17 protein-coding genes are annotated in these 21,695 nt (G+C 65.8%); 3 read left to right on the forward strand and 14 right to left on the reverse strand.

The window, feature by feature from the left end:
- Positions 1–145: 145 nt before the first annotated feature.
- Positions 146–2,254: a ComEC/Rec2 family competence protein gene (locus SR3_RS17485; protein WP_245653968.1), complete on the reverse strand. Its 2,109-nt coding sequence runs from the start codon at positions 2,252–2,254 to the stop codon at positions 146–148.
- A gap of 157 nt (positions 2,255–2,411) precedes the next feature.
- Between SR3_RS17485 and gltX the strand changes: the two genes are divergently transcribed.
- Positions 2,412–3,905, forward strand: coding sequence for a glutamate--tRNA ligase (gene gltX, locus SR3_RS17490; RefSeq protein WP_068089060.1), 1,494 nt, complete (start codon positions 2,412–2,414; stop codon positions 3,903–3,905).
- An 11-nt stretch (positions 3,906–3,916) separates the two neighbouring features.
- Positions 3,917–5,200, forward strand: coding sequence for a citrate synthase (gene gltA / locus SR3_RS17495; protein WP_068089063.1), 1,284 nt, complete (start codon positions 3,917–3,919; stop codon positions 5,198–5,200).
- A gap of 284 nt (positions 5,201–5,484) precedes the next feature.
- On the opposite strand, the gene SR3_RS17500 is transcribed toward gltA, so the two are convergent.
- From SR3_RS17500 to SR3_RS17515, 4 genes are all read right to left on the reverse strand, one after another.
- The gene (locus SR3_RS17500; protein ID WP_068089066.1) at positions 5,485–6,885 is read right to left on the reverse strand and encodes a sensor histidine kinase; all 1,401 of its coding nucleotides are present in this window, start codon (positions 6,883–6,885) and stop codon (positions 5,485–5,487) included.
- A gap of 4 nt (positions 6,886–6,889) precedes the next feature.
- Positions 6,890–7,756: a hypothetical protein gene (locus tag SR3_RS17505; RefSeq protein ID WP_157098928.1), complete on the reverse strand. Its 867-nt coding sequence runs from the start codon at positions 7,754–7,756 to the stop codon at positions 6,890–6,892.
- Between the two features lie 24 nt (positions 7,757–7,780).
- On the reverse strand, positions 7,781–8,935 hold the full coding sequence (locus SR3_RS17510; protein ID WP_068089072.1) for a hypothetical protein: 1,155 nt from the start codon (positions 8,933–8,935) through the stop codon (positions 7,781–7,783).
- A 199-nt stretch (positions 8,936–9,134) separates the two neighbouring features.
- Entirely contained in the window at positions 9,135–9,437 is a 303-nt protein-coding gene (locus tag SR3_RS17515) for a hypothetical protein (protein WP_068089211.1), read from the reverse strand.
- A gap of 70 nt (positions 9,438–9,507) precedes the next feature.
- Here SR3_RS17515 and SR3_RS17520 point away from each other — a divergent pair, with 70 nt between their 5' ends.
- Positions 9,508–11,937 (forward strand): coiled-coil domain-containing protein, encoded by a 2,430-nt coding sequence (locus SR3_RS17520; protein WP_157098929.1) that lies wholly within the window; start codon positions 9,508–9,510, stop codon positions 11,935–11,937.
- Between the two features lie 203 nt (positions 11,938–12,140).
- Here SR3_RS17520 and SR3_RS17525 read toward each other — a convergent pair whose 3' ends face one another.
- Genes SR3_RS17525 through SR3_RS17565 form a run of 9 tightly spaced genes read right to left on the reverse strand, consistent with a single transcriptional unit; the run spans position 12,141 to position 21,687 of the window.
- Positions 12,141–12,431: a DUF1467 family protein gene (locus SR3_RS17525; protein ID WP_068089078.1), complete on the reverse strand. Its 291-nt coding sequence runs from the start codon at positions 12,429–12,431 to the stop codon at positions 12,141–12,143.
- A 6-nt stretch (positions 12,432–12,437) separates the two neighbouring features.
- Positions 12,438–14,087 carry a ribonuclease J gene (locus SR3_RS17530; RefSeq protein ID WP_068089082.1) on the reverse strand — a complete coding sequence of 550 codons (1,650 nt, stop codon included), beginning with the start codon at positions 14,085–14,087 and terminating at the stop codon, positions 12,438–12,440.
- 42 nt (positions 14,088–14,129) lie between these two features.
- Positions 14,130–14,909: a type III pantothenate kinase gene (locus SR3_RS17535; protein WP_068089084.1), complete on the reverse strand. Its 780-nt coding sequence runs from the start codon at positions 14,907–14,909 to the stop codon at positions 14,130–14,132.
- 38 nt (positions 14,910–14,947) lie between these two features.
- Positions 14,948–15,658, reverse strand: a complete 711-nt coding sequence (locus tag SR3_RS17540; RefSeq protein WP_068089087.1) for a biotin--[acetyl-CoA-carboxylase] ligase — start codon at positions 15,656–15,658, stop codon at positions 14,948–14,950.
- Positions 15,659–15,669: 11 nt separating this feature from the next.
- The gene (gene nuoN, locus SR3_RS17545) at positions 15,670–17,127 is read right to left on the reverse strand and encodes an NADH-quinone oxidoreductase subunit NuoN (RefSeq protein WP_068089090.1); all 1,458 of its coding nucleotides are present in this window, start codon (positions 17,125–17,127) and stop codon (positions 15,670–15,672) included.
- Complete coding sequence (locus tag SR3_RS17550) at positions 17,127–18,662, reverse strand: NADH-quinone oxidoreductase subunit M (protein WP_068089093.1); 1,536 nt, start codon at positions 18,660–18,662, stop codon at positions 17,127–17,129. The genes nuoN and SR3_RS17550 overlap by 1 nt, the downstream gene beginning before the upstream one ends.
- Positions 18,663–18,689: 27 nt before the next feature.
- Positions 18,690–20,747 carry an NADH-quinone oxidoreductase subunit L gene (gene nuoL, locus SR3_RS17555; RefSeq protein ID WP_068089095.1) on the reverse strand — a complete coding sequence of 686 codons (2,058 nt, stop codon included), beginning with the start codon at positions 20,745–20,747 and terminating at the stop codon, positions 18,690–18,692.
- Between the two features lie 6 nt (positions 20,748–20,753).
- Positions 20,754–21,059, reverse strand: coding sequence for an NADH-quinone oxidoreductase subunit NuoK (gene nuoK / locus SR3_RS17560; protein ID WP_068089098.1), 306 nt, complete (start codon positions 21,057–21,059; stop codon positions 20,754–20,756).
- 10 nt (positions 21,060–21,069) lie between these two features.
- Positions 21,070–21,687 carry an NADH-quinone oxidoreductase subunit J gene (locus SR3_RS17565; protein ID WP_068089101.1) on the reverse strand — a complete coding sequence of 206 codons (618 nt, stop codon included), beginning with the start codon at positions 21,685–21,687 and terminating at the stop codon, positions 21,070–21,072.
- Between the last annotated feature and the right edge of the window lie 8 nt (positions 21,688–21,695).

Consider the following 21,695-nt stretch of genomic DNA (forward strand, 5'->3'; position numbering starts at 1 on the left):
GCCGCATGGGCTAAGCCGTTTGGCATAGCCCATGCGGCGCGAGCCTGTTCCAATGTTGTCGCTTTTGGCATCAGTTTGGCGCCGTATCGGCTGATGTCCTTATCGCCTTTGCCCCGGTCGCCCACGCTCACGAGCAATCGCAACCTCACGGCTCCGCCGCCTCGCGCGGCGCTCGATGCGGCGCCCGCCACCAGTGGTGGTTTCCGGCAGTTTGGGCCACTGTCGTCACGCTGCGATGCTCCAGATCCAGCGCCAGTCCGCCGCTGCGCAACAACAGGCTGCGGTCGGCCTTGAGCAATCTGGGGTGGCATGGGCCATACAGCTTGTCGGGCGCCACCACGATGTCGCTCCCGGCGCAGGCCTGGGCCAGTTCGGCAGGCTTGGGCTCGCCTTTGCCGCGCGCGATCAGCAGTCGCCAGCGCCGTCCGGCACGGTCCAGATCCAGGGCGCAAAAGCCCTCGGTGCAATGCGCTCCGGGCCATGTCGCCAGAGGCGTGACCGGGCCCGTCAGTCCGGCAGTCTCCAGCATGGACTCGCCCATGCGGCCTCCCTTGCTTTCGCCCAGGATCAGCAAAGCCCGGCCCGGAATGCCGGTGATGCCGATGTTCTTGCCGTCACCCGTGATCAGCACATCGGGCGGGTGCAGCCAAGCCAGCGAAACGATGGCGAGCAAAGCCGGGACCAGCCCCCAAAGCCGCGCCCGCCCGTGCCACAGCGCCAGCCATAGCATGCCGCCGACAAACAGCAGGAAGCGCCCGCCATCCATCGCGGGCATCAGCGTCACCGAAGCGGGCCGCGCCGCTGTCCAACGCGCGATGGCCAGCAGCAGGTCGAGCGATTGCCCGCACACCCACCACGCCGGGCCGCCCGCTCCCACCAGATCCAACGCCAACCCCAGCGCGATGGCGGGCATGGACACAAAGGTCGTCAGCGGAATGGCCACCAGATTGGCCAGCGAGCCATAAATCCCCGCCCGGTGGAAATGGAACAGGGCAATCGGCATCAGCGCCAGATCGATCACCATCCCCGCCAGCAGGATCATCGCCAGATGGCGCGACATCCTCACCCACCAACCCTCCTCGCGCGGGGCCAGAAAGGCGCGGACCGGCGCGCAATCATGCAGCACCACCAGCGCCAGCACCGAACCGAAACTCATCTGGAAGCTGGGGCCGATCACCGCCTCGGGCCACAGCAGCATGGTGCAGAGCGCCCCCACCGCCAGCAGCCGCACCGTGAAGGGCTGCCTGCCCAACGCCAGCCCCACCATCACCAGCAGCGCCCCCAGCACCGAACGCACCGTGGGCACCTGAGCGCCCGTCAGCAGCGTGTACAGGATACCCGCCAGTCCGCCGCAGCCGCTCGCCACCAGCGGCAGGCGCACCCGCAGCGCCAGCCATGGGAACAGCGCCAGCAGCCTGATCGCCAACACATAGACCCCGGCGATCACCGCGCTGACATGCAAACCGCTGACCGACAGCAGATGCGTCAGCCCCGAGTCGCGCATGGCATCCTCATCCGCGACAGGAATGCCACCCCGGTCGCCGCTGGCGAAGGCCGCCGCGATGCCGCCCGCCGGGCCCGCCACGCGGGATCGTACATGGTCGGCCAGAGCATGGCGCGCCCGGGCCAGCCACGAATCGCCCGGCGCAGGGCTCACCACCGTCACCGGGCCGATCACCGTGCCCGTCGCCGCCACGCCGTCGAACCATGCCGCGCGCGCTGCGTCGTAGCCGCCGGGCAGTTGCGGGGCGCCCGGCGGCATCAGCCTTGCTCGCAGGCGCACAACCGCGCCTTCGGTCAGGCCGGGGCGGTCGGCGCTGTCGGGCATGGAGAGTCGCGCCAGAATCGGGCGGTTGCTGCCCGGCTCGGCAAAGGCCAGTTCAACGCGCAGGCGGTGGTCGGCGGGCTGGGCATAGCGGTCCATCACACGGGCGGTGATCACCGGCGCCATCGGCTGGACGATGGCGGGCGTGCCCACCAGCGCCGATTTCGCCCAGATCAGGCCGCAACCCGCCGCCACAGCCAGCCCCATGCCGATCAAGGCGGCACGCACATAGCCATAGGAAACTGCGGGAAGCAGCCAGGCCAAGGCCGCCAACCCCAGACCAAAGGCCAGTACGCCACACCAAAGCCAGCCATTGGCAAGCACGAACCACAGGCCTATGCCACCGCCAACCCCCACGGCCAGCCACGGCCAGCGATCCGCTCCGGCATCGTTCAGAAAATGTTCTGCCCGCAAGGCAAGGCTGGACAAGATCGCGCCGCTGGTCCTATGGCCGTGTTGCAATGCAGCGGCGCCCCACAGGCGCCGTAAGCGCGGGGCGCGAAAAGTGAGCCCGCCAATGGTGAGCTTTATGGTGATGCCGAAGCGGCTGGCCATAGATGGGCAGAGTGACAGGAAGGACGAGTGAATGGCAAGTGTTGACGTGAACGGTGATGGCGTGGCCAAGGATGGCGCGACTGTCACTTCTTCCGTCGAAAACCGGCCTGTCGTCACCCGTTTCGCGCCTTCTCCCACCGGTTATCTGCATATCGGTGGGGCTCGCACCGCTCTTTTCAACTGGCTTTATGCGCGCGCCAATGGGGGAAAATACCTCTTGCGCATTGAGGATACCGACCGCGCGCGCTCGACCGAGCCCGCGATCGAGGCGATCTTCGATGGTCTGAACTGGCTCGGCCTGGGCGGCGATGAGGCCCCCGTCTTCCAGTTCGCGCGTTCAGACCGCCATGCGCAGGTCGCCGCGCGGCTGCTCGATTCGGGCCATGCCTATCGCTGCTATCTCACGCAGGAAGAGCTGGCCGCGCGCCGCGAGGCCGCCGCTGCCGAAAAGCGCCCATTCCGCGTCGTCTCCGAATGGCGCGATGCCACCCCGGCCCAGTGGCCAGAAGGCAAGGCCTATGTGGTGCGCGTCAAGGCGCCCCGCGAGGGCGAGGTGACCATCCCTGACCGTGTGCAGGGCGATGTCACCGTCGCCAACGCCGAGCTCGATGATTTCGTCATCCTGCGCTCGGATGGCACGCCGACCTATATGCTCGCCGTGGTGGTGGACGACCATGACATGGGCGTCACCCATGTGATCCGCGGCGACGACCATCTCAACAACGCCTTCCGCCAGCTGGTCATCATCCGCGCGATGCATGCCATCGAGGGTGGCTGGGAAGACCCGATCTACGCCCATATCCCGCTGATCCACGGCTCGGATGGCGCCAAGCTCTCCAAGCGCCACGGCGCGCTGGGCGTGGACGCCTATCGCGACGAGATGGGCCTGCTGCCGGAAGCCGTGTTCAACTATCTGCTGCGTCTGGGCTGGGGCCATGGCGATGAGGAAATCATCAGCCGCGAGCAGGCCATCGAGTGGTTCGACATCGCCAATGTCAACAAGGGTGCCTCGCGCTTCGACATGAAGAAGCTGGAGAACCTCAACGGCCATTACATCCGTGAGGCCGACGATGCCCGGCTTGCCGCGCTGGTCGCCCCGAAGGTGACCGCCGAAACGGTGGACATGGACCTGCTCACCCGCGCCATGCCGGTGCTGAAGGTGCGCGCCAAGGATCTGAACGAGCTGGCGCAGGGCGCCGGTTTCCTCTTCGCCCAGCGCCCCCTGCCCCTCGACGCCAAGGCCGAAAGCCTGCTCACCGAGGATGCGCGCGCACTGCTGGGCCAGATCCACGAAACATTCGCGGGCGAGGCCGAATGGGCCATCGAACCGCTGGAGGCCCGCCTGAAAGCCATGGCCGCCGACCTCAATCTGGGGCTTGGCAAGCTGGCTCAGCCGCTGCGCGCGGCGCTGACGGGCCAGGGCACCTCGCCCGGTATTTTCGACGTATTGGTTCTGCTCGGTCGTGACGAAAGCCTGGCCCGCATTGCGGCACAGGCAAGCAGCGTCACGGCAGGGCACAGTTAAGGAGAACTGTTGTGGCTGATCTCGCCAAAATCAATCTTGGCGGCACGGAGGTTGAAGCTCCCGTGTTGAAGGGCACCGTCGGGCCGGATGTGATCGACATCCGCAAGCTCTACGGCCAGACCGGCGCCTTCACCTATGACCCGGGCTTCACTTCGACCGCCAGCTGCGAAAGCGCGCTGACCTACATCGACGGTGACGAAGGCGTCCTGCTGCACCGCGGCTATCCCATCGGCCAGCTGGCGGAAAACAGCTCCTTCATGGAGACCTGCTACCTGCTGCTGAACGGCGAGCTGCCCAGCAAGGACGAGCTGTCGGGCTTCACCCACACCATCAGCCGCCACACCATGGTGCATGAGCAGCTGACCAGCTTCTTCAGCGGCTTCCGTCGCGACGCTCACCCGATGGCGGTGATGGTCGGCGTGATGGGCGCGCTGTCGGCCTTCTATCCCGATTCGACCGACATCGCCGATCCCGAGCAGCGCAAGATCAGCGCCCACCGCCTGATCGCCAAGGTGCCCACCATCGCGGCGATGGCCTACAAGTATTCGGTCGGCCAGCCCTTCGTCTATCCCGACAACAAGCTGTCCTACGCCGGCAACTTCCTGAAGATGACCTTCGGCGTCCCCGCCGAGGAGTATGAAGTCGTCCCCGCCGTCGAAAAGGCGATGGACCGCATCTTCATCCTGCACGCCGACCACGAGCAGAACGCCTCGACCAGCACCGTGCGTCTGGCCGGTTCCTCGGGCGCCAACCCCTTCGCCTGCATCGCGGCGGGCATCGCCTGCCTGTGGGGCCCGGCCCATGGCGGCGCGAACGAAGCGGCGCTCAACATGCTGCGCGAGATCGGCACGCCCGACAAGATCCAGCACTACATCGACCGCGCCAAGGACAAGAACGATCCGTTCCGTCTGATGGGCTTCGGTCACCGCGTCTACAAGAACCGCGATCCCCGCGCGACCGTGATGCAGAAGACCGTGCGCGAGGTGTTCGAGGCGCTCAACGTGCAGGATCCCGTGTTCGAGACCGCGCTGCGTCTGGAAGAGATCGCGCTGAACGATCCCTACTTCATCGAAAAGAAGCTCTTCCCCAACGTGGACTTCTATTCGGGCATCATCCTCTCGGCCATCGGCTTCCCGACCGAGATGTTCACCGTGCTGTTCGCCCTGGCGCGCACCGTGGGCTGGGTGGCGCAGTGGAACGAAATGATCTCCGATCCAGGCCAGAAGATCGGCCGCCCCCGCCAGCTCTACACCGGGCCGACGGAGCGCGATTACGTGGACATCAGCAAGCGCTGATTTCTGCGATTACGCTGAATATGAAGGCGCGAGGGGGAAACCTCTCGCGCTTTTGTTTTGGGTTTGGAAAAGACGTTTGCCTCCGGCGGGCAAAGGGCCATTGCCCTTTGCAATCCCTTTATTGGGTGTAAAACGACATCGCCGCGCCGCAGGCAGGGGATTTGATGCCTGCGGCCGCCTTAGGTGATGCTGGTGGAGAGCTGGTGCACATCATTTCGGCGTCACCGCCCTTGCGTCGGAAGACGTCATGGGAGCGCGAGGGGGTAACCCCCTCGCATCTTCCCTTAAATCCCTTCACCCCCCGCCGGAACATCCAGCAGGAAGCAAGCCCCCTCGCCCTTGGCGCTAACGACCGACAGTTCACCCCCCATCGCCCGCGCCAGACGACGGGAAATGTACAAGCCCAGCCCCGATCCGCCATCTCCGCTGCGGCCAAGGCGCTCGAATTTCTCGAAAATGCGCGGCTGGTCCTCGGGCGACAGGCCCGGGCCCTGATCCGCGATGGCCACGCGGGCGAAGCCTTCATCGCGGGAGAGATCGACGATGATCGTCGAATTGTCCGGGCTGTAGCGGATGGCATTGCCGATCAAATTCAGCAGAATCTGCAAAACCCGGCGGAACTCGGCCACGGCGGGCAAAGTCACATCCAGCGCGGGGGCGCTGATGGTGATGCCCTTTTCGCGCGCGCGCATCGAAAGGATACCCGCAGCGCGGCGGGCGGCATCGGCCAGATCGATGGTGTCGGCGATGGTCGAGAAGCCTTCGGCCTCGATCACGTCGAGATCGGCTAGATCGTCCACCAGCCCCATCAGATGCTCGCCCGCCGCGGCGATATCGGCGGCGTAGCGGGTGTAATCCTCGGACAGCGGCCCGGCGAGGCGGGTGCGGATCGTCTCGGCATTGGCGATGATGCGGGCGATGGGCTGGCGCAGCACCGGCGCCAGATCGCTGCCGATCACCGAGCGCTCGACAGGCTGCGCGGCGGCAGGCGCGGGGCGATGCAGCGGGGCGGGCGTATCGGAGGTGAGGCAGAGGTCGAAACCGCCCGGCTCGGCGCCGCGCGCGGTCACGGGGCTCAGGCCGGTGGGGATCAGCGTGGCGCGCCAGCGGCGGGCGGAGCCCGGCAGGTCCACGCTGGCGCCATCGAGCAAGCGCCAATGCAAGGGTTGCCGGTGCGTGCTGCCGGGAATGGTCACCACATCAGTCCATGGATGACCGGTGGCGGCGCGCAGGCGGGCGGCGGCCTCGGCCAGATCGCCGCCGTCGCAGGTGACGGCCAGCACGTTCTGGCGCGCGTCGAGGCGGACGGTCATTTCGGCCAGCGCGCGGTCGATTTCGGCGCGGCGGCGCAGGGTGAGGTCGGCGTTTTCTGCGGGCAGCGGCGAGCTTTGCCAATGGCGCAGCACGATGTCGCAGCCGCCCTCATGGTTTGGACCGGGACGGGGCTGCACCTCGACCCAGGCGCGGATCACGTCATGGCCGTCCTGAGCGGTGATGGCGCGGGCCAGTTTCAGACCGAAACGGCGCGCCTTGGCGACCACCTCCTGCAATTCGGGGATAGCAATGGGGCCCGGCAGCGCGCCGCCGCAGCGCAGTTGCAGGCCCGCCAGCGGCTCGTCCGCGGCAATCATCTGGTCATGCGCATCGCTATGCGCGCGGGCGAGAACGCTTTCGGACATATCCATGGCCTTAGCCCTCCCTCAGCAAGGCGGCGGCGCGATCGGGTGTGATGCGCCCCAGCCCCTCGGGCAGGATCACGCCGGGGTGCAGGGCGATCAGCACCGCCTCGATACCGCTGGTGGTGAGGCCTCCGGCACGCAGCGCCAGCACCAGTCGGGCCTTGTGGCGCGAGAGCAGCGAGAGCAGGGCCTGCGCGCGATTCTGCCCGCTGGCATGGGCCAGCGCGCTGGCAAACAGCGCCACGCCGGCATGGGAAAGGTCCAGCGCGGCCAGCGCGCCCGGCCCCATCGCCCCGATCAGGCGCGAGAGCAGGCCGAGGCGGGTGGCCGCCTCATTGTAATCGGCGCGCAAAGCGGCGTGATGATCGGACTTGGCGTCAGCCGCCAGCAACGCGCCGTGAAGCAGTTCGGCCGGCCATTCGCGCAGCGGCCATTGCATCCGGCGCTGCTGCTGGACGAAGCGCGCCTGCGCCGCCAGCACCTGCATCGCCAGCGCCGAGGTCTCGCCATCGGTGGAGGCGATCAGCGCCTGAAGCAGCGGCGACAGCACGGGGTCGAGGCCCTGCACCTCCTGCAAGCGCCGCGTCACATGGGTTTCCAGCGCCAGCGCATGGGCCAGCGGCACAAGGCCCGGCACATCCACCAGAGCGGCGCTGTCGGCGTCCAGCGCATCCTCAGGCGCCAGCTGCGCGGCGGCATCGGCAATCATGCCGCGCAGGGCGGCCACCACATCGTCGGCGAAGAATTCGCGGTCATCATGGACCAGCAGGTGGCGCAACACCGGCCCGACACCCGAAGCAAGGCCATCCCCACGCGCCAGTTCCGCGCGCAAGCCTGCCTCGACGGGGTCTTTCTGTTCTGTTGGCGCGGGTCGCATGGGTTCCGGCCTAGCGCAACAAGGTTAAGCTGATGTTAGCTGTGACGCGCGATGCACGGCATTTAGCGCCAGCCCCAGATAGAGCAGCGCCAGCGCCAGGATCGCACCATCCAGCCAACCCGCCAGCGATGCCGCGCCCAGCACCACCGCCAGCAAGGCGCGATCACTGACCCATGCGGCGCGCTCGGGCGGCATCAGCGCCGAGGCGAGGCGCAGCAGCCCCAGCAGCACCGCCGGGGCAAAGGCGCGATAGGCCAGTTCCTGCCCCATGCGCGGGCTTTCGTTCCACAGCAGCAGCAGCAGCAGCGTGGCATCCAAGGCGCCGCCATAGACCCGCATCGGCGCCAGCCGGGGCCGGGCCAGACGCAGCGAACGCCGCTCCACCCGCCCGAACAGCGAGGCGGAGAGAAACAACACCCAGGCCGCCGCCGCCAGCACGCAGCCTGCCACGATGAGCGAGAACCAGCCCGTCACCAGCGCCAGCGCGCACAGCACTCCGCCCGCCAGCGCCACCACCGTGCCGCCGCTGCCCGCATGGAGCAGCGCCGGCCCGAGCAGCCGCACCCCGCGCCGCGCAATCCGCCCGGACAGGCCCTGTGCGCCGCCATCCCTGGTGTGCAGACGGAACCAGCCCTCTTCCACGGCATGGGCTTGCTCGTCATTGTGGACCAGTTGCCAATGGCCGGGCTCCAGCGCGGCGCCGGGCAGCACGCGCTGACCGATGCCCGATTGCAGCGCCACGCGCTGAAGAATCGAGAAGGGATCGGCATCGTCGGGCACGCCGGCCAGACGCTCGATCAGGCGACCCGGCACGCGCAACGCGCCCGCCGAAGCATGGTTGATATCCAGCCTCTCGAAACCGGCGGCCAGGCCGATCTCGATGGGCTGGGACAGCACGCAGGGCCCGTCCCCGATCAGCGGCAGCATCAGTTCGGGCAGCACCAGCAGCCCCTCGGCAAAGGCGATCACATCGTCCGCCACCGAGACCAGCCCGAGCATGCCGCGCACCCCCGGCACCGCATGGAAGGAGGCCCCGGCATCCTCCGCCGCCTGACGCAGCACGGGCATTTCGGGCTCATGCGGGCCCGTCGCGCAGATGATCCGTTCGCAGCCCAGCGCCAGCGCAAGGCCCAGCTGATGCCGCGCCAGAGACATGCCGCCCACGCGCAGCGCGCCCACGGCAGTCGCAGCAGGCTGCCCACTGTGATCGGGCCCTGTCGGTTCAACCAATGATAGCAGGGCGATACGCAGCCGGGCTCTCCGCAAAAACGTCCCGGGGAATGGGGATCAGGGGTATGTAAAGGAGGGCGGGCGGAGTGCCAAGAAACATTGGCAAGAAACATTGGCAAGAAGATTGCCCACCAACCCCTTGCGCCGATCAGGCCCCGGCGAAATCCTGCGCGAAGGCCTGCAGCTTGCGGATCACCACCGGCTCGCCCGGCGCCGAATGCAGCGCCTCATCGGCCAGCGAGATCAGCGGCCAGGCCTGAAAGCTGGAGCCAAGCCCGTGCAGGCGCAGCGCGGCGATCTCCCAATTGGCGTCGCAACGAGCGCGGCGCAGCAGGTCGATCTGGCGCGTCAGACTGTCCAGAAAGGCGCCGCGCAGTTCAAGAAACAGCGCCTGATCGTCACCTGCGGCGGCGGCGATGGTCGCGTCGAGAGCTCCTGCTTCATAGGCCATAAAGGGAATCATAACCGCCTAAGGGTGAAGACCGGTTTAACGTCGCCTCTTTCGTGCTATCGTCCGCGCCATGGCATCGAGACAAGACAGCGCAGCCGCTGCGGCGGAAGGCGAGGCAGCTTTGGGGGATCAGACGATCAGCAAGGGCGAGGAAGCGCGGGAAGCTGCGCATCTCTCGGCACTGAGCGACGATGCCTTCGATATGCCCGCACCGGCCGCCAGCTGGCAGGATGAGGTGGAGGAGAGCGATTCGCCTGCCGCTCCGCGCCGCCCGGTGCTGCCGATTCTGGCGCTGGCGCTGCTGGCGGTGTGGACCGGCGCCTTCGTCTGGATCAACCGGGGCGAGGCCAATCTGCTGCCCACCACCGCGGTGATGCTGATCGCCTTGTGGAGCGGCCCCGCCGTGCTGCTGGGCATGCTGGCCTATGCCCTGCAGATGGGCGGCACCCGCTCGGCGCTGCGCATGGGCGATGCCGCGCGCACCCTGCGCGGCGAATCCCTCGCGCTGGAAGAGCGGCTGGCCGCGATGAACCGCGAACTGAGCCTCGCGCGCGATTTTATCGCCGCCCAATCGCGCGATCTCGATTCGCTGGGCCGCCAGACGGTGGAGCGCCTGCGTGAACATGGCGATCATCTGGCCGGGCTGGTGCGTGACAATGCCTCGGGGCTGGAGGTGATCAGCACCGTCAGCGACGCCGCCATGGGCAATATGGAGCGCCTGCGCGAGCATCTGCCGGTGATCAGCAACTCCACCAAGGATCTGGCCAACAACATCGCCAACACCGGGCGGGTGGCTCAGGCGCATCTGCAGGACATGGTCTATGGCCTCAACCGCCTGAACGATTTCGGCGCCGCCAGCGAGCGGCAGGTGCTGAGCCTGCGCGAAGGCGTGGAGCAGACGATGGCCGAGCTGGACGGGCGCGTCAGCCAGCTGCTCGGCTCGATCGATGACCAGTTCGAGGCGCTGGACAAGCGCTCGCAGGGCTTCGCCATGGATCTGGAGAAGCATGAGGAAGAGGCGCGCGACACGTTGCGCCGCCGTTCCGCCACGCTGAACGAGGAAATCGCCGCCACCCGTGCCCAACTGGACAATGAGGAGGCCGAAAGCCTGACCTCGCTGCGCGCGCGTCTGTCGGGCCTGCGCGATGAAACCGCCACGGTGGCGCGCGCACTGCGCGAGAGCGAGGCCAGCGCCTTGACCGAATGGCAGGCCGTGATCGAACGCATCGAGAGCCAGCTGCGCGATATGGACGGCCAGATCGAGAAGCGCACCCGCGACCAGATGACTCAGGCGCAGGCGCTGGGCGAGACCGCCCGCGTCGCCACCGCGCGTTACGAGGCGCTGGATGCCCGCCTGACGGTGATCGGCGAAGGCAGCCGCGCCTCGATCACCACGATGAGCGAGCGCATGGACGCGATGGAGCGCCGCCTTGTCGAGGCCGACAGCAGCGTCACCGCTTTGACCGAGGCCAGCGTGCGCCTGCTGGAGCTGATCCAGGCCAGCGCGCGCTACACCGCGCAGGAACTGCCCGCGTCGCTGGGGCAGAGCGAATCGCGTCTGGCGGATTATGGTGGCCGCGTGGCCGCCCTCACCGAAAATATGGCCAAGGCGCGCGCCTCGGGCGAAGCGCTGGCCGAGCATGTCACCAGCGCCGAAGCCCGCATCGCCAACGCCACCCATGCGCTGGGCACGCTGCATGACGGGCTGGACGATCGCGTGGCGGCCCATGGCGAGGCTTTGGCGTCGCTGCGCGCCGCTCTGGTGGTGATGGACCGTGACAGCGAGCAGCTGGGCGCGCGCGCTCAGGGTGAGCTGGCCAGCGCCATCAAGGCTTTGGGCGAGGCCGCACGTCAGGCCGTGACCGCCATCGAGGAAGAGGGCGCGGAGCGCGTCGCCACGCTGGCCACCAAGCTGGGCGCCGACAGCGCCTCGGTGATCGAGCGCGCTATGCGCAACCAGAGCGCGGAAATCGCCGGGCAGCTTGAGCAATCCGCCGCCCATGCCGCCGGGCTGGCCAAGGAAGCCGCCGTACAGCTGAAGCTGCAGATGGGCCACGTCGATGAACTGGCGGGCCGATTGGAGCGCCGCGTCAGCGATGCCCGCGCCCGCGCCGAGGAGCAGGTGGACAATGATTTCGCCCGCCGCGTGGCCTCCATCACCGAGACGCTGAACTCCAGCGCCATCGATATCGCCAAGGCTTTGGATACCGAAGTGGGCGAAACGGCATGGGCCGCCTATCTGCGCGGTGAGCGGGGCATCTTCACCCGCCGCGCGGTGCGCCTGCTCGACAATGCCGAGGCCAAATCGGTGCTGTCGACCTATGAGAACGACCCGCATTTCGCAGTGGAGGTCAACCGCTACATCCACGATTTCGAAGGGCTGCTGCGCCAGTTGCTGTCCACGCGCGATGGCCATGCGCTGGGGGTGACTCTGCTGTCCTCGGATGTCGGCAAGCTTTATGTGGCGCTGGCGCAGGCGATCGAGCGGCTGCGCAATTGATCGCAGGGGGCTGGGCAGCAGTACTGCGCCAGCCTTATCCGTGAAGATGCGGTGCTTTGGTCAGCAGTTGGGCCAATCGCTGTCCGCCATCCCGCCCTTCCGGCTTCTATGTAGCCAGGCGCCCCGCCTTGAGCGGCAACGACAGCTCGGGATCGTCGACGCAAGCAAGCTCCCACAGGCAGCAGCCGCAGATGTCGGGTAGCTCAATAGCCCGCTGATTTCAGCGAGGCTGGCGGATGGATCACACTGACATCGTCAATCGTCACCCATCCGAACTGCAGATTGGCATAGAACAGGCCGAACAGAACCGCTGACAACGCCGTGGCCCGCAGAGCCACGCGACCCGGGCGGAAGTTGGCGGGGGCGCTGGTGGCCTGCCCCTTGACCAGCTCCTCGCCCTGTTCCTCATGCGTGCGGATGCCGAAGGGCATCACCAGAAACGCCGACATCACCCAGAACAGCAGGTAAATCGCAACAATCGACGTCAAACGCATGGGAGATCAACCTTCCAGCAGCATCACCTTGACCTGAGGCTTCTTGCCGCACCAGCGCAGCGCGGCGCGGCGCGCGGCCAGACGCGCGGCCTCGGAGATGGCATCGCGGTCACGGGCGTCGCCACCCTTCAGCTTGCCGATGGCCTTCACCACATCGCCGATGGCTTCCTCAACGAACTGGTCGTAATCCTCCACCAGCGGCAGGCCGATGCCTTCCACCCGGACGCGGCCGCTCTTGCTGCCGATCTGCCCGGCCAGCGCCACCACCACGATGCCCGCATGGGCCAGACGGCGGCGCATCACCACTGCCTCGCCATCGGCGGGCCCGATGATGTCGCCGTCCAGCACCAGACGGCCATGGCGCACCTCGTCGAACTTGCCCGGCTTGCCCGGCGCCAGACGCACCAGATCGCCGTTCACCTGATTGACGATATGGCGAATGCCCTTGGCTTTGCCGACACGGCCCTGCTCGCGCATATGGCGCACCTCGCCATGCACCGGCACCAGGATCTCGGGCCGCAGCCAGCCATAAAGCTCTTCCAGCTCGGGGCGGCCGGGGTGGCCGGAGACATGGATCATGCTCTGCCGGTCGGTGACGATGGTGATCCCGTTGCCGGCCAGCTGGTTCTGGATCTTGCCGATGGGGATCTCATTGCCGGGGATCTGGCGGCTGGAGAACAGCACCACATCGCCCTTGTCGAGCTTGATCGGGTGGTTGTCGTCAGCGATGCGGGCCAGCGCGGCGCGCGGCTCGCCCTGGCCGCCGGTGGCGACGATCAACACCTCGCCGCGCGGCAGGTCCATCGCATGGTCGGCGTCGATCAGATCGGGCAGGTCATTGAGGTAACCGCAGGCCTTGGCGCTGGCGATGATCCGGTCCAGCGAGCGGCCCGAGGCGCAGAGCTGCCGGTTGGTGGCCTTGGCCACCTTGCCCAGCGTTTTCAGACGCGCCACATTGGAGGCGAAGGTGGTGACCACCACGCGCTTGCCCTTGTGGCGGCTGATTTCCTCCATCAGCCCGCGCGCCACATCGCCCTCGCTGCCCGAAGGTTCGGGGTTGAAGACATTGGTGCTGTCGCAGACCACCGCCAGCACGCCCTCGTCGCCAATGGCGGTGAGCTGCTCGGGCGTGGCGGGCTGGCCGATCAGTGGCTCCTTGTCCAGCTTCCAGTCGCCGGTGTGGAAGACCTTGCCATAGGGCGTGTCGATCAGCAGGGCGTTGCCCTCGGCGATGGAATGCGCCAGCGGCACATAACGGATGCCGAAAGGCCCCAGCGCAAAGCGGTCGAGGTGATCGATGACGATCAGTTCGACCGTATCGGTCAGCCCGGCCTCGTCCAGTTTGGCGGCGACCAGCTTGGCGGTGAACGGCGTGGCATAAAGCGGCACGCCCAGATCGGCGGCGAAATAGGGCACCGCGCCAATGTGATCCTCATGCGCATGGGTCAGCACCACGCCGAGCAGATCCTTGCGGCGCTCCTCGATGAAATCCAGATCGGCGAAGACCAGATCGATGCCGGGATATTCATTGCCGCTGAAGGTCATGCCCAGATCGACCATCAGCCATTTGCCGTCGCACCCATAGAGGTTGACGTTCATGCCGATCTCGCCGGATCCCCCCAGCGCGCAAAATAGCAGTTCGTCACCCGGTTTCAGCGTCTTGTCCTTTCAGGCCGCGCAAGGTGGCGCGTGAGATATTTAACGTGTTGCAGCGCGCTGGGCCAGAAGCGCCAGCCCGTCAAGCGTAAGGTCGGGGTCCACCGCGTCGAAAAGCCCCGGATGGCCGTTGAACAGCACCGCCAGACCGCCCGTCGCCACCACCTTGGCGGGCCGGCCGATCTGGTGGCGCATGCGCGCGATCAGCCCCTCCATCATCGAGACATAGCCCCAATAGATGCCGATCAGCATCTGATCCTCGGTGTTGGTGCCGATCACGCTTTCAGTGGCGGGCCGAGCAATGGCGATGCGCGGCAGCTTGGCGGTGTTGCCCACCAGCGCATCGAGCGACAGGTTGAGCCCCGGAGCGATGATCCCGCCCTTGTAGGCGCCGTTGAAGTCGATGGCATCGATGGTGGTCGCCGTGCCGAAATCCACGATGATCAGATCGCCGGGATATTTGGCATGGGCGCCGATGGCATTGACGGCGCGATCCGCCCCCAGCGATTTGGGCTGGTCGACATCGATATCGATCCCGTAAGCGGCGGCGCCCTGCCCGGCGATCAGCGGCTCGACATTGAAATATTTGGTGCAGAGCACCTCCAGATTGTGAAGCGCGCGCGGCACCACGGTGGAGATGATGATGGTTTCGACCGTCTCGCGCGTGTAGCCCTCGATGGTGAGCAGCTGCATCAGCCAGACGGCATATTCATCGGCGGTGCGGCGCGGATCGGTGGCGATGCGCCAGCGCGCCTTGATTGTCAGCCCGTCGAACAGGGCGAAGACGACATTGGTGTTGCCGACATCGACGGCGAGCAGCATGGCAATCCCCTCAAGCGATTGTGTCGACTAATTTTATATCAGGCGAGGTTGATATCGCCCGCATGGATAATGCGCGTGGTGCCGTCTGCCAGCGACAGACGCAAGGCCCCTTGCTCGTCGAGACCGGCAAAAAGCCCCTGCAGCGTGCTGCCCGAGGGTTCGCTCACGGAAAGCGGCGTGCCGGATGGATGGGCCGCAGCCTGCCAGCGGCTGACCAGCGCGCCTAGACCATAGCTGCGCCACAGCGCCAGCTGCGCGGCAAAGGCCGATGTCAGCCTTTGGGCAAAGGCATCCACATCCGGCGCGGGCGCCAGATCGGCCAGCGCGCAGGTGGCGCGATCCGGCAGGCTGGGGGCCTGCGCCAGATTGACGCCGATACCGACCACCACCGCATCGCCGACCCGCTCCAGCAGGATGCCGGCCATCTTCGCGCCATCGACCAGCAGATCGTTGGGCCATTTCAGCATGGCGCGATGGGGCGCCGGAACGAAGGGCCCGACCGCCTCATGCACCGCCAGCCCGGCGACCAGCGCCAGTGAACCGGCATGAGGGTCGGTTGGTGTCAAGCGCACCACGCCCGAGCCCATGAAATTGCCCGCGCCATCGTTCCAGATGCGCCCCAAACGACCACGCCCGGCGTTTTGACGCCGGGCGACAAGCCAGAAACCATCGCCCAGCGGCTCGCCCGCCGCCAGCCTTGCAAGAAGGTCGGCGTTGGTCGAGCCGGTGACGGCGACGGTTTCGATCAAAAGATCAGATCTCAGTGGATCAGGCTGGCGATGGCGGTATCGGCCAGACGGCCCAGCGGACCGGTCAGCAGATAACCCAGCGGCGAGAGGAACACGCAGCCGATGGCCACCAGGGCGGTGTAGACCAGATCGCACTTGCCACCGATCTTGCCCGAGGGCTCATCGAAGAACATCACCTTGACGACCTTCAGATAGTAGAAGGCGCCGATGACGCTCGCAGCGATACCGAGGGCGGCCAGCGGAACATAGCCCGCCTTCACCACGGCCATGAAGACCACGAACTTGCCCCAGAAGCCAAACAGCGGCGGAATGCCGGCAAGGCTGAACATCGCCATGGCCAGAGCCGCGGCCAGACCCGGCTTCACGCGCGAGAGACCCGCCAGATCGGCGATCTGCTCAATCTGGTTGCCCTCGGCATCGGTCAGCATCAGCACCGAGACGAAGCTGACCAGCGAGGTGATCACATAGATCGCCAGATAGACCAGCATGGCCGAGCCACCCTGCGCCGTGCCCGTCGCCAGACCCAGCAGCATGAAGCCAACGTTGTTGATCGACGAGTAAGCCAGCAGGCGCTTGATGTTGCCCTGCCCGATGGCGCCCAGCGCGCCGACCACGATCGAGGCGATGGCGGCGAACATCACGATCTGCTGCCAGGCGTCCGACTGAGTGCCGAAAGCACCCAGAGCGACGCGGATGGTCAGGGCCAGAGCGGCCGCCTTGGGGGCAGTGGCGAAGAAGGTGGTGACGGGGGTCGGGGCGCCTTCGTAAACGTCGGGCGTCCACATGTGGAAGGGCACGGCGCTGATCTTGAAGGCCAGGCCAGCCAGCACGAAGACGATGCCGAACAGCGCCCCGGTGGACATGCCATGGCCCAGAGCGGTGTGGATCGCGTCGAACTGGGTCGAACCGGTGAAGCCATAGGTCAGGCTGATGCCGAAGAGCAGGATGCCCGAGGCGAGCGAACCCAGCACGAAATACTTCAGACCGGCTTCGGCCGAACGCTCATCGGTGCGCAGCATGGCGGCCAGCACGTAAGAGGCCAGCGAGTTCATTTCCAGACCGATATACAGCGTCAGCATATCGGTGGCCGAGACCATGATCCCCATGCCCAGCGCCGCGAACAGCACCAGGATCGGGAATTCGGCGCGGTAGGTGCCCGCCTTCTCGAAGAACTTGGGGGCCACGACCAGCGTGACGGCGGCGGAGAGATAGATCAGCAGCTTGGCGTAGGAGGCAAAACCGTCCTGCGCGAACTGGCCGGAGAAGGCCGAGACCTCGATGCCGTGGCGGCCCAGCATCAGCGAAGGCACCGCCATAACCGCCGCGGCGGCCAGCGCCAGGATCGAGGCGAAGGAGATCGTCCGCGCCGCCTTGTCGCCGCCCCATGCCGAGACGAGCAGCAGAAGCAGACCGATGCCGCTGAGCATTTCCTCGCTCAGCACGAGGCCCAGGGATGTGAGAAGATTCATTATTCAGCACTCCCCTGAGCGTGCGCTTCTTCCGCCTTGGCCTCGGGATGGCCGGCGGTGACCTGCGCGTCGCCCTTGGGCTTGGCCTGGGCGAGGCGCGCGTCGAGATGGGCGACATCGGCATGCACCGGCGCCATGAAGGTTTCGGGATAGACACCCATCCACAGCGTCAGCGCGGCGAGCGGGGCCAACAGCAGCCATTCGCGCGCGTCGATGTCGGGCATGGCGGCGGCATCGGCATTCTTCTGCTCACCGAAAGCCACGCGGCGGTAGAGATACAGCATGTAAGCCGCACCCAGAATGATGCCGGTGGTGGAGATCAGCGCGATCCAGCTCGAAGCCTGGTAGATACCGGCCAGCGACAGGAACTCACCGACGAAGTTGGCGGTGCCGGGCAGGCCGACCGACGCCATGGTGAAGAACATGAAGAACAGCGAATACTTCGGCATGTTGATCGACAGGCCGCCGTAACGGGCGATCTCGCGGGTGTGCAGGCGGTCGTAGATCACGCCGACGCAGAGGAACAGCGCGCCCGAAACCAGACCATGCGCCAGCATGACGGCGATCGAACCTTCCAGACCCTGCTGGTTGAAGGCGAAGAGACCCACGGTCACGATGGCCATGTGCGCCACCGACGAATAGGCGATCAGCTTCTTCATGTCGGTCTGCACCAGAGCGACCAGCGAGGTGTAGACCACGGCGACGATCGACAGACCCCAGATCAACGGCGCGAAATAGGCCGAGGCTTCGGGGAACATGGGCAGGCTGAAGCGGATGAAACCGTAACCACCCATCTTCAGCAGCACGCCAGCCAGAATGACCGAACCGGCGGTCGGCGCCTGAACGTGGGCATCGGGCAGCCAGGTGTGGACCGGCCACATCGGCATCTTCACCGCAAAGCTGGCGAAGAAGGCGAGCCACAGCCACTTCTGGGCGGCGACGGGGAAGTTGTAGGCCATCAGGGTGGGCACATCGGTGGTGCCTGCCTCATTCACCATCCACATCATCGCAATCAGCATCAACACCGAGCCGAGCAGCGTGTAGAGGAAGAACTTGTAGCTGGCGTAGATGCGATCCGCACCGCCCCAGATGCCGATGATGAGATACATCGGGATCAGGCCGGCTTCAAACATGATGTAGAACAGGAAGATGTCCTGCGCGGTGAACACGCCGATCATCAGCGTTTCGATCAGCAGGAAGGCGGCCATATATTCGGGCACGCGCTTTTCGATCGCGTGCCAGCTGGCGCCGATGCAGATCGGCATCAGCAGGACCGACAGGCCGATCAGCGTCAGCGCGATGCCATCGATGCCCAGCGCCCATTTGAAGCCCGCGAAGAGCGGAACGCTCTCCTGGAACTGCCACTGCGCGCCGCCCACCTCGAAATGAGTCCAGAGAATGATGCCGAGGACAAAGTCCACCAGCGTTGCCGCCAGCGCGACCCACCGCGCGCCCTTCGCATCAGCGAAGAGACATGCGATGGCCGCGACCAGCGGAACCGCCAGCATCAGCGAAAGGATTGGAAAACCGTTCATTGTTTGCGTGCCCTGTCGCTGATGCCTTTAATGTTTCAACACCCAGGTGACCGCAGCCACAAGGCCGACCAGCATCCACAGCGCATAGCTGGTGAGGAAGCCGGACTGCACCTTGCGTGCGCCCACCGAACCCTTGGCGACCACCCAGGCCGCGCCATCGGGGCCGAGCCCGTCGATGACAGCCTTGTCGCTCTTCCAGAAGATCTTGCCCAGGGCGAAGGCCGTGCGCACGAACAGGAAATCATAGAGTTCGTCGAAGAACCACTTGTTGTAGACGAAGGTGTGCAGCGGCTTGAACGCCTTGACGAAGGCCGCGGGGATGCTGGGAACCTTGAGATAGCAGACCCAAGCGGTGATCGCGCCGATCAGCATCACGATGAAGGGAGCCAGCTTGATCGATTCCGGCAGATGCTCAGCGGCTTCAGCCAGTTCATGGTTGAACACCAGCGCGCCGCGCCAGAATTCGGGGGCTCCCTCGATGCCGGTGAAGGCATGGTGGAAGATCGCGCCCGCGAAGACCGCGCCGAAGCTGAGGATCGCCAGCGGGATCATCATGACCAGCGGGCTTTCATGCGGATGATAACCGGCGGTGCCGTCATCATCATGCTTGTGGCCGTGAGCGTGGTGATCGTCGTGACCATGGGCATGATCGTGGCCGTGATCGTCATGGCCATGCGCGTCATGCACCGCATGCTGGATATGCTCCGACTGGTTCCAGCGCGGCTTGCCGAAGAAGGTGAGGAACACCAGGCGCCACGAATAGAAGCTGGTCAGCAGCGCCGCGATGATGCCCATCCAGGCCGCAAAGTGACCCAAGCCGGTGCCCTTGGCATAGGCGGCCTCGATGATCGCATCCTTCGAGTAGAAGCCGGCGAAACCGCCGATTTCCTCAAGGCCGACGCCGGTGATGGCCAGCGTGCCCGCCATCATTGCCGCGAAAGTCCAGGGGATCTTCTTCCACAGGCCACCATAGTAACGCATGTCCTGTTCGTGATGCATGGCGTGGATCACCGAACCGGCGCCCAGGAACAGCAGAGCCTTGAAGAAGGCATGCGTGAAGAGGTGGAACATGGCCGGGCCGAACGCGCCCACGCCAGCGGCGAAGAACATGTAACCCAGCTGCGAGCAGGTCGAATAGGCGATGACGCGCTTGATGTCCCACTGCGTCGTGCCGATCGTGGCGGCGAAGAAGCAGGTGGCGGCGCCAACGAAAGTGACGACATGCAGCGCGGTCTCGCTCTCGACGAAGAGCGGCGAGAGGCGGCAGACCATGAACACGCCGGCGGTCACCATGGTGGCCGCGTGGATCAGCGCCGACACGGGGGTCGGGCCTTCCATGGCGTCGGGAAGCCAGGTGTGCAGGCCCAGCTGCGCCGACTTGCCCATCGCGCCGATGAACAGCAGCAGGCAGAGCACGGTCAGCGTATCGACACGGTAGCCAAGGAAACCGATGGTCGAACCGGCATAGTCATGCGCATGGGCCAGAATCTCGGGGATCGACACCGTCTTGAAGACGAGGAAGACGCCGAAGATGCCCATCATGAAGCCAAGATCGCCCACGCGGTTGACCACGAAAGCCTTGATGGCGGCAGCGCCAGCCGAAGGCTTGCGGAACCAGAAGCCGATCAGCAGGTACGAGGCCAGACCCACGCCTTCCCAACCGAAGAACATCTGGACCAGATTGTTGGCCGTGACGAGCATCAGCATCGCGAAGGTGAACAGCGAGAGATAGGCGAAGAAGCGCGGCTGATCCGGCTCCTCATCCATGTAGCCCCAGCTGTAGAGGTGGACCAGGCTCGACACGCTGGTGATGACCACCAGCATGACGGCGGTCAGCGTATCGACGCGCAGTTCCCAGTTGAACTGCAGACCGCCCGACTGAACCCAGTTCAGGACCGGAGTCACCGAGGGTTCGGCATGGCCGCCCAGAAAGGAAAGGAAGATCGGCCAGGACAGCGCGCAGGACAGGAACAGGCCGCCGGTCGTGATGACCTTGGCCGGGATCTTGCCCAGCGCCTTGTTGCCAAGGCCCGCAATCGCCGCCGCCAGAAGCGGCACGAAGACGATGAAGAGGATAGGATGCACGAAGATTTACCCCTTCATCCGGTTGACGTCGTCCACGGCGATGGTGCCGCGGCCACGGAAGTAGATCACCAGGATGGCAAGACCGATGGCTGCCTCGCCCGCCGCAACGGTGAGCACGAACATCGCGAAGATCTGGCCCACGAGATCGTGGAGGAAGGCGCTGAAGGCCACCAGATTGATGTTCACCGAAAGCAGGATCAGTTCGATCGCCATCAGGATGATGATGATGTTCTTGCGGTTGAGGAAGATCCCCAGCACGCCCAGCACGAAAAGCACCGAGCTGACGAAGACGTAATGTCCGATCGTAATCACAGTCGTCTCCTTACAGCTCGACGCCCTGCCCGCTGACGGGCTTGAGGTTGACAGTCGCGTCCTCGGGACGGCGGGCGACCTGCTTCGAGATGTTCTGGGTGCGCACATCGCCACGCTTGCGGTGCGTGAGCACAATCGCGCCGATCATGGAGACCAGCAGGATCACGCCCGAAGCCTCGAACAGGAAGATGTAGCGCGTGTAAAGCAGCGCACCGATGGCGGCGGTGTTCGACAGGCCCTCGGCGTTGCCAGCGTGACCGTCGGCCACGCCCAGCACCAGAGCGCCGGACTTGACCGCGCCCGTGCCGATCAGCAGCTCGGCGACCAGCGCCAGCGCGATGAGCAGGCCAAGCGGGGCATTCTGCACGAAACCGGCCCGCAGCGTGGCGAAGTCGATGTCGAGCATCATGACCACGAAGAGGAACAGCACCGCGACGGCGCCCACATAGACGATGACCAGCAGCATGGCGATGAATTCAGCGCCGACCAGAACCATCAGGCCCGCGGCGTTGAAGAAGGCCAGGATCAGCCACAGCACCGAATGCACCGGGTTGCGGGCCAGGATCGTGGCGAGGCCCGAGACGATCACCAGCGTGGCGAACAGATAGAAAGCAAGAAGTTGGATCATGGCGCGGC

Origin of the sequence: Novosphingobium rosa NBRC 15208 (genome assembly GCF_001598555.1) — a bacterium.
GTDB lineage: Bacteria > Pseudomonadota > Alphaproteobacteria > Sphingomonadales > Sphingomonadaceae > Novosphingobium > Novosphingobium rosa.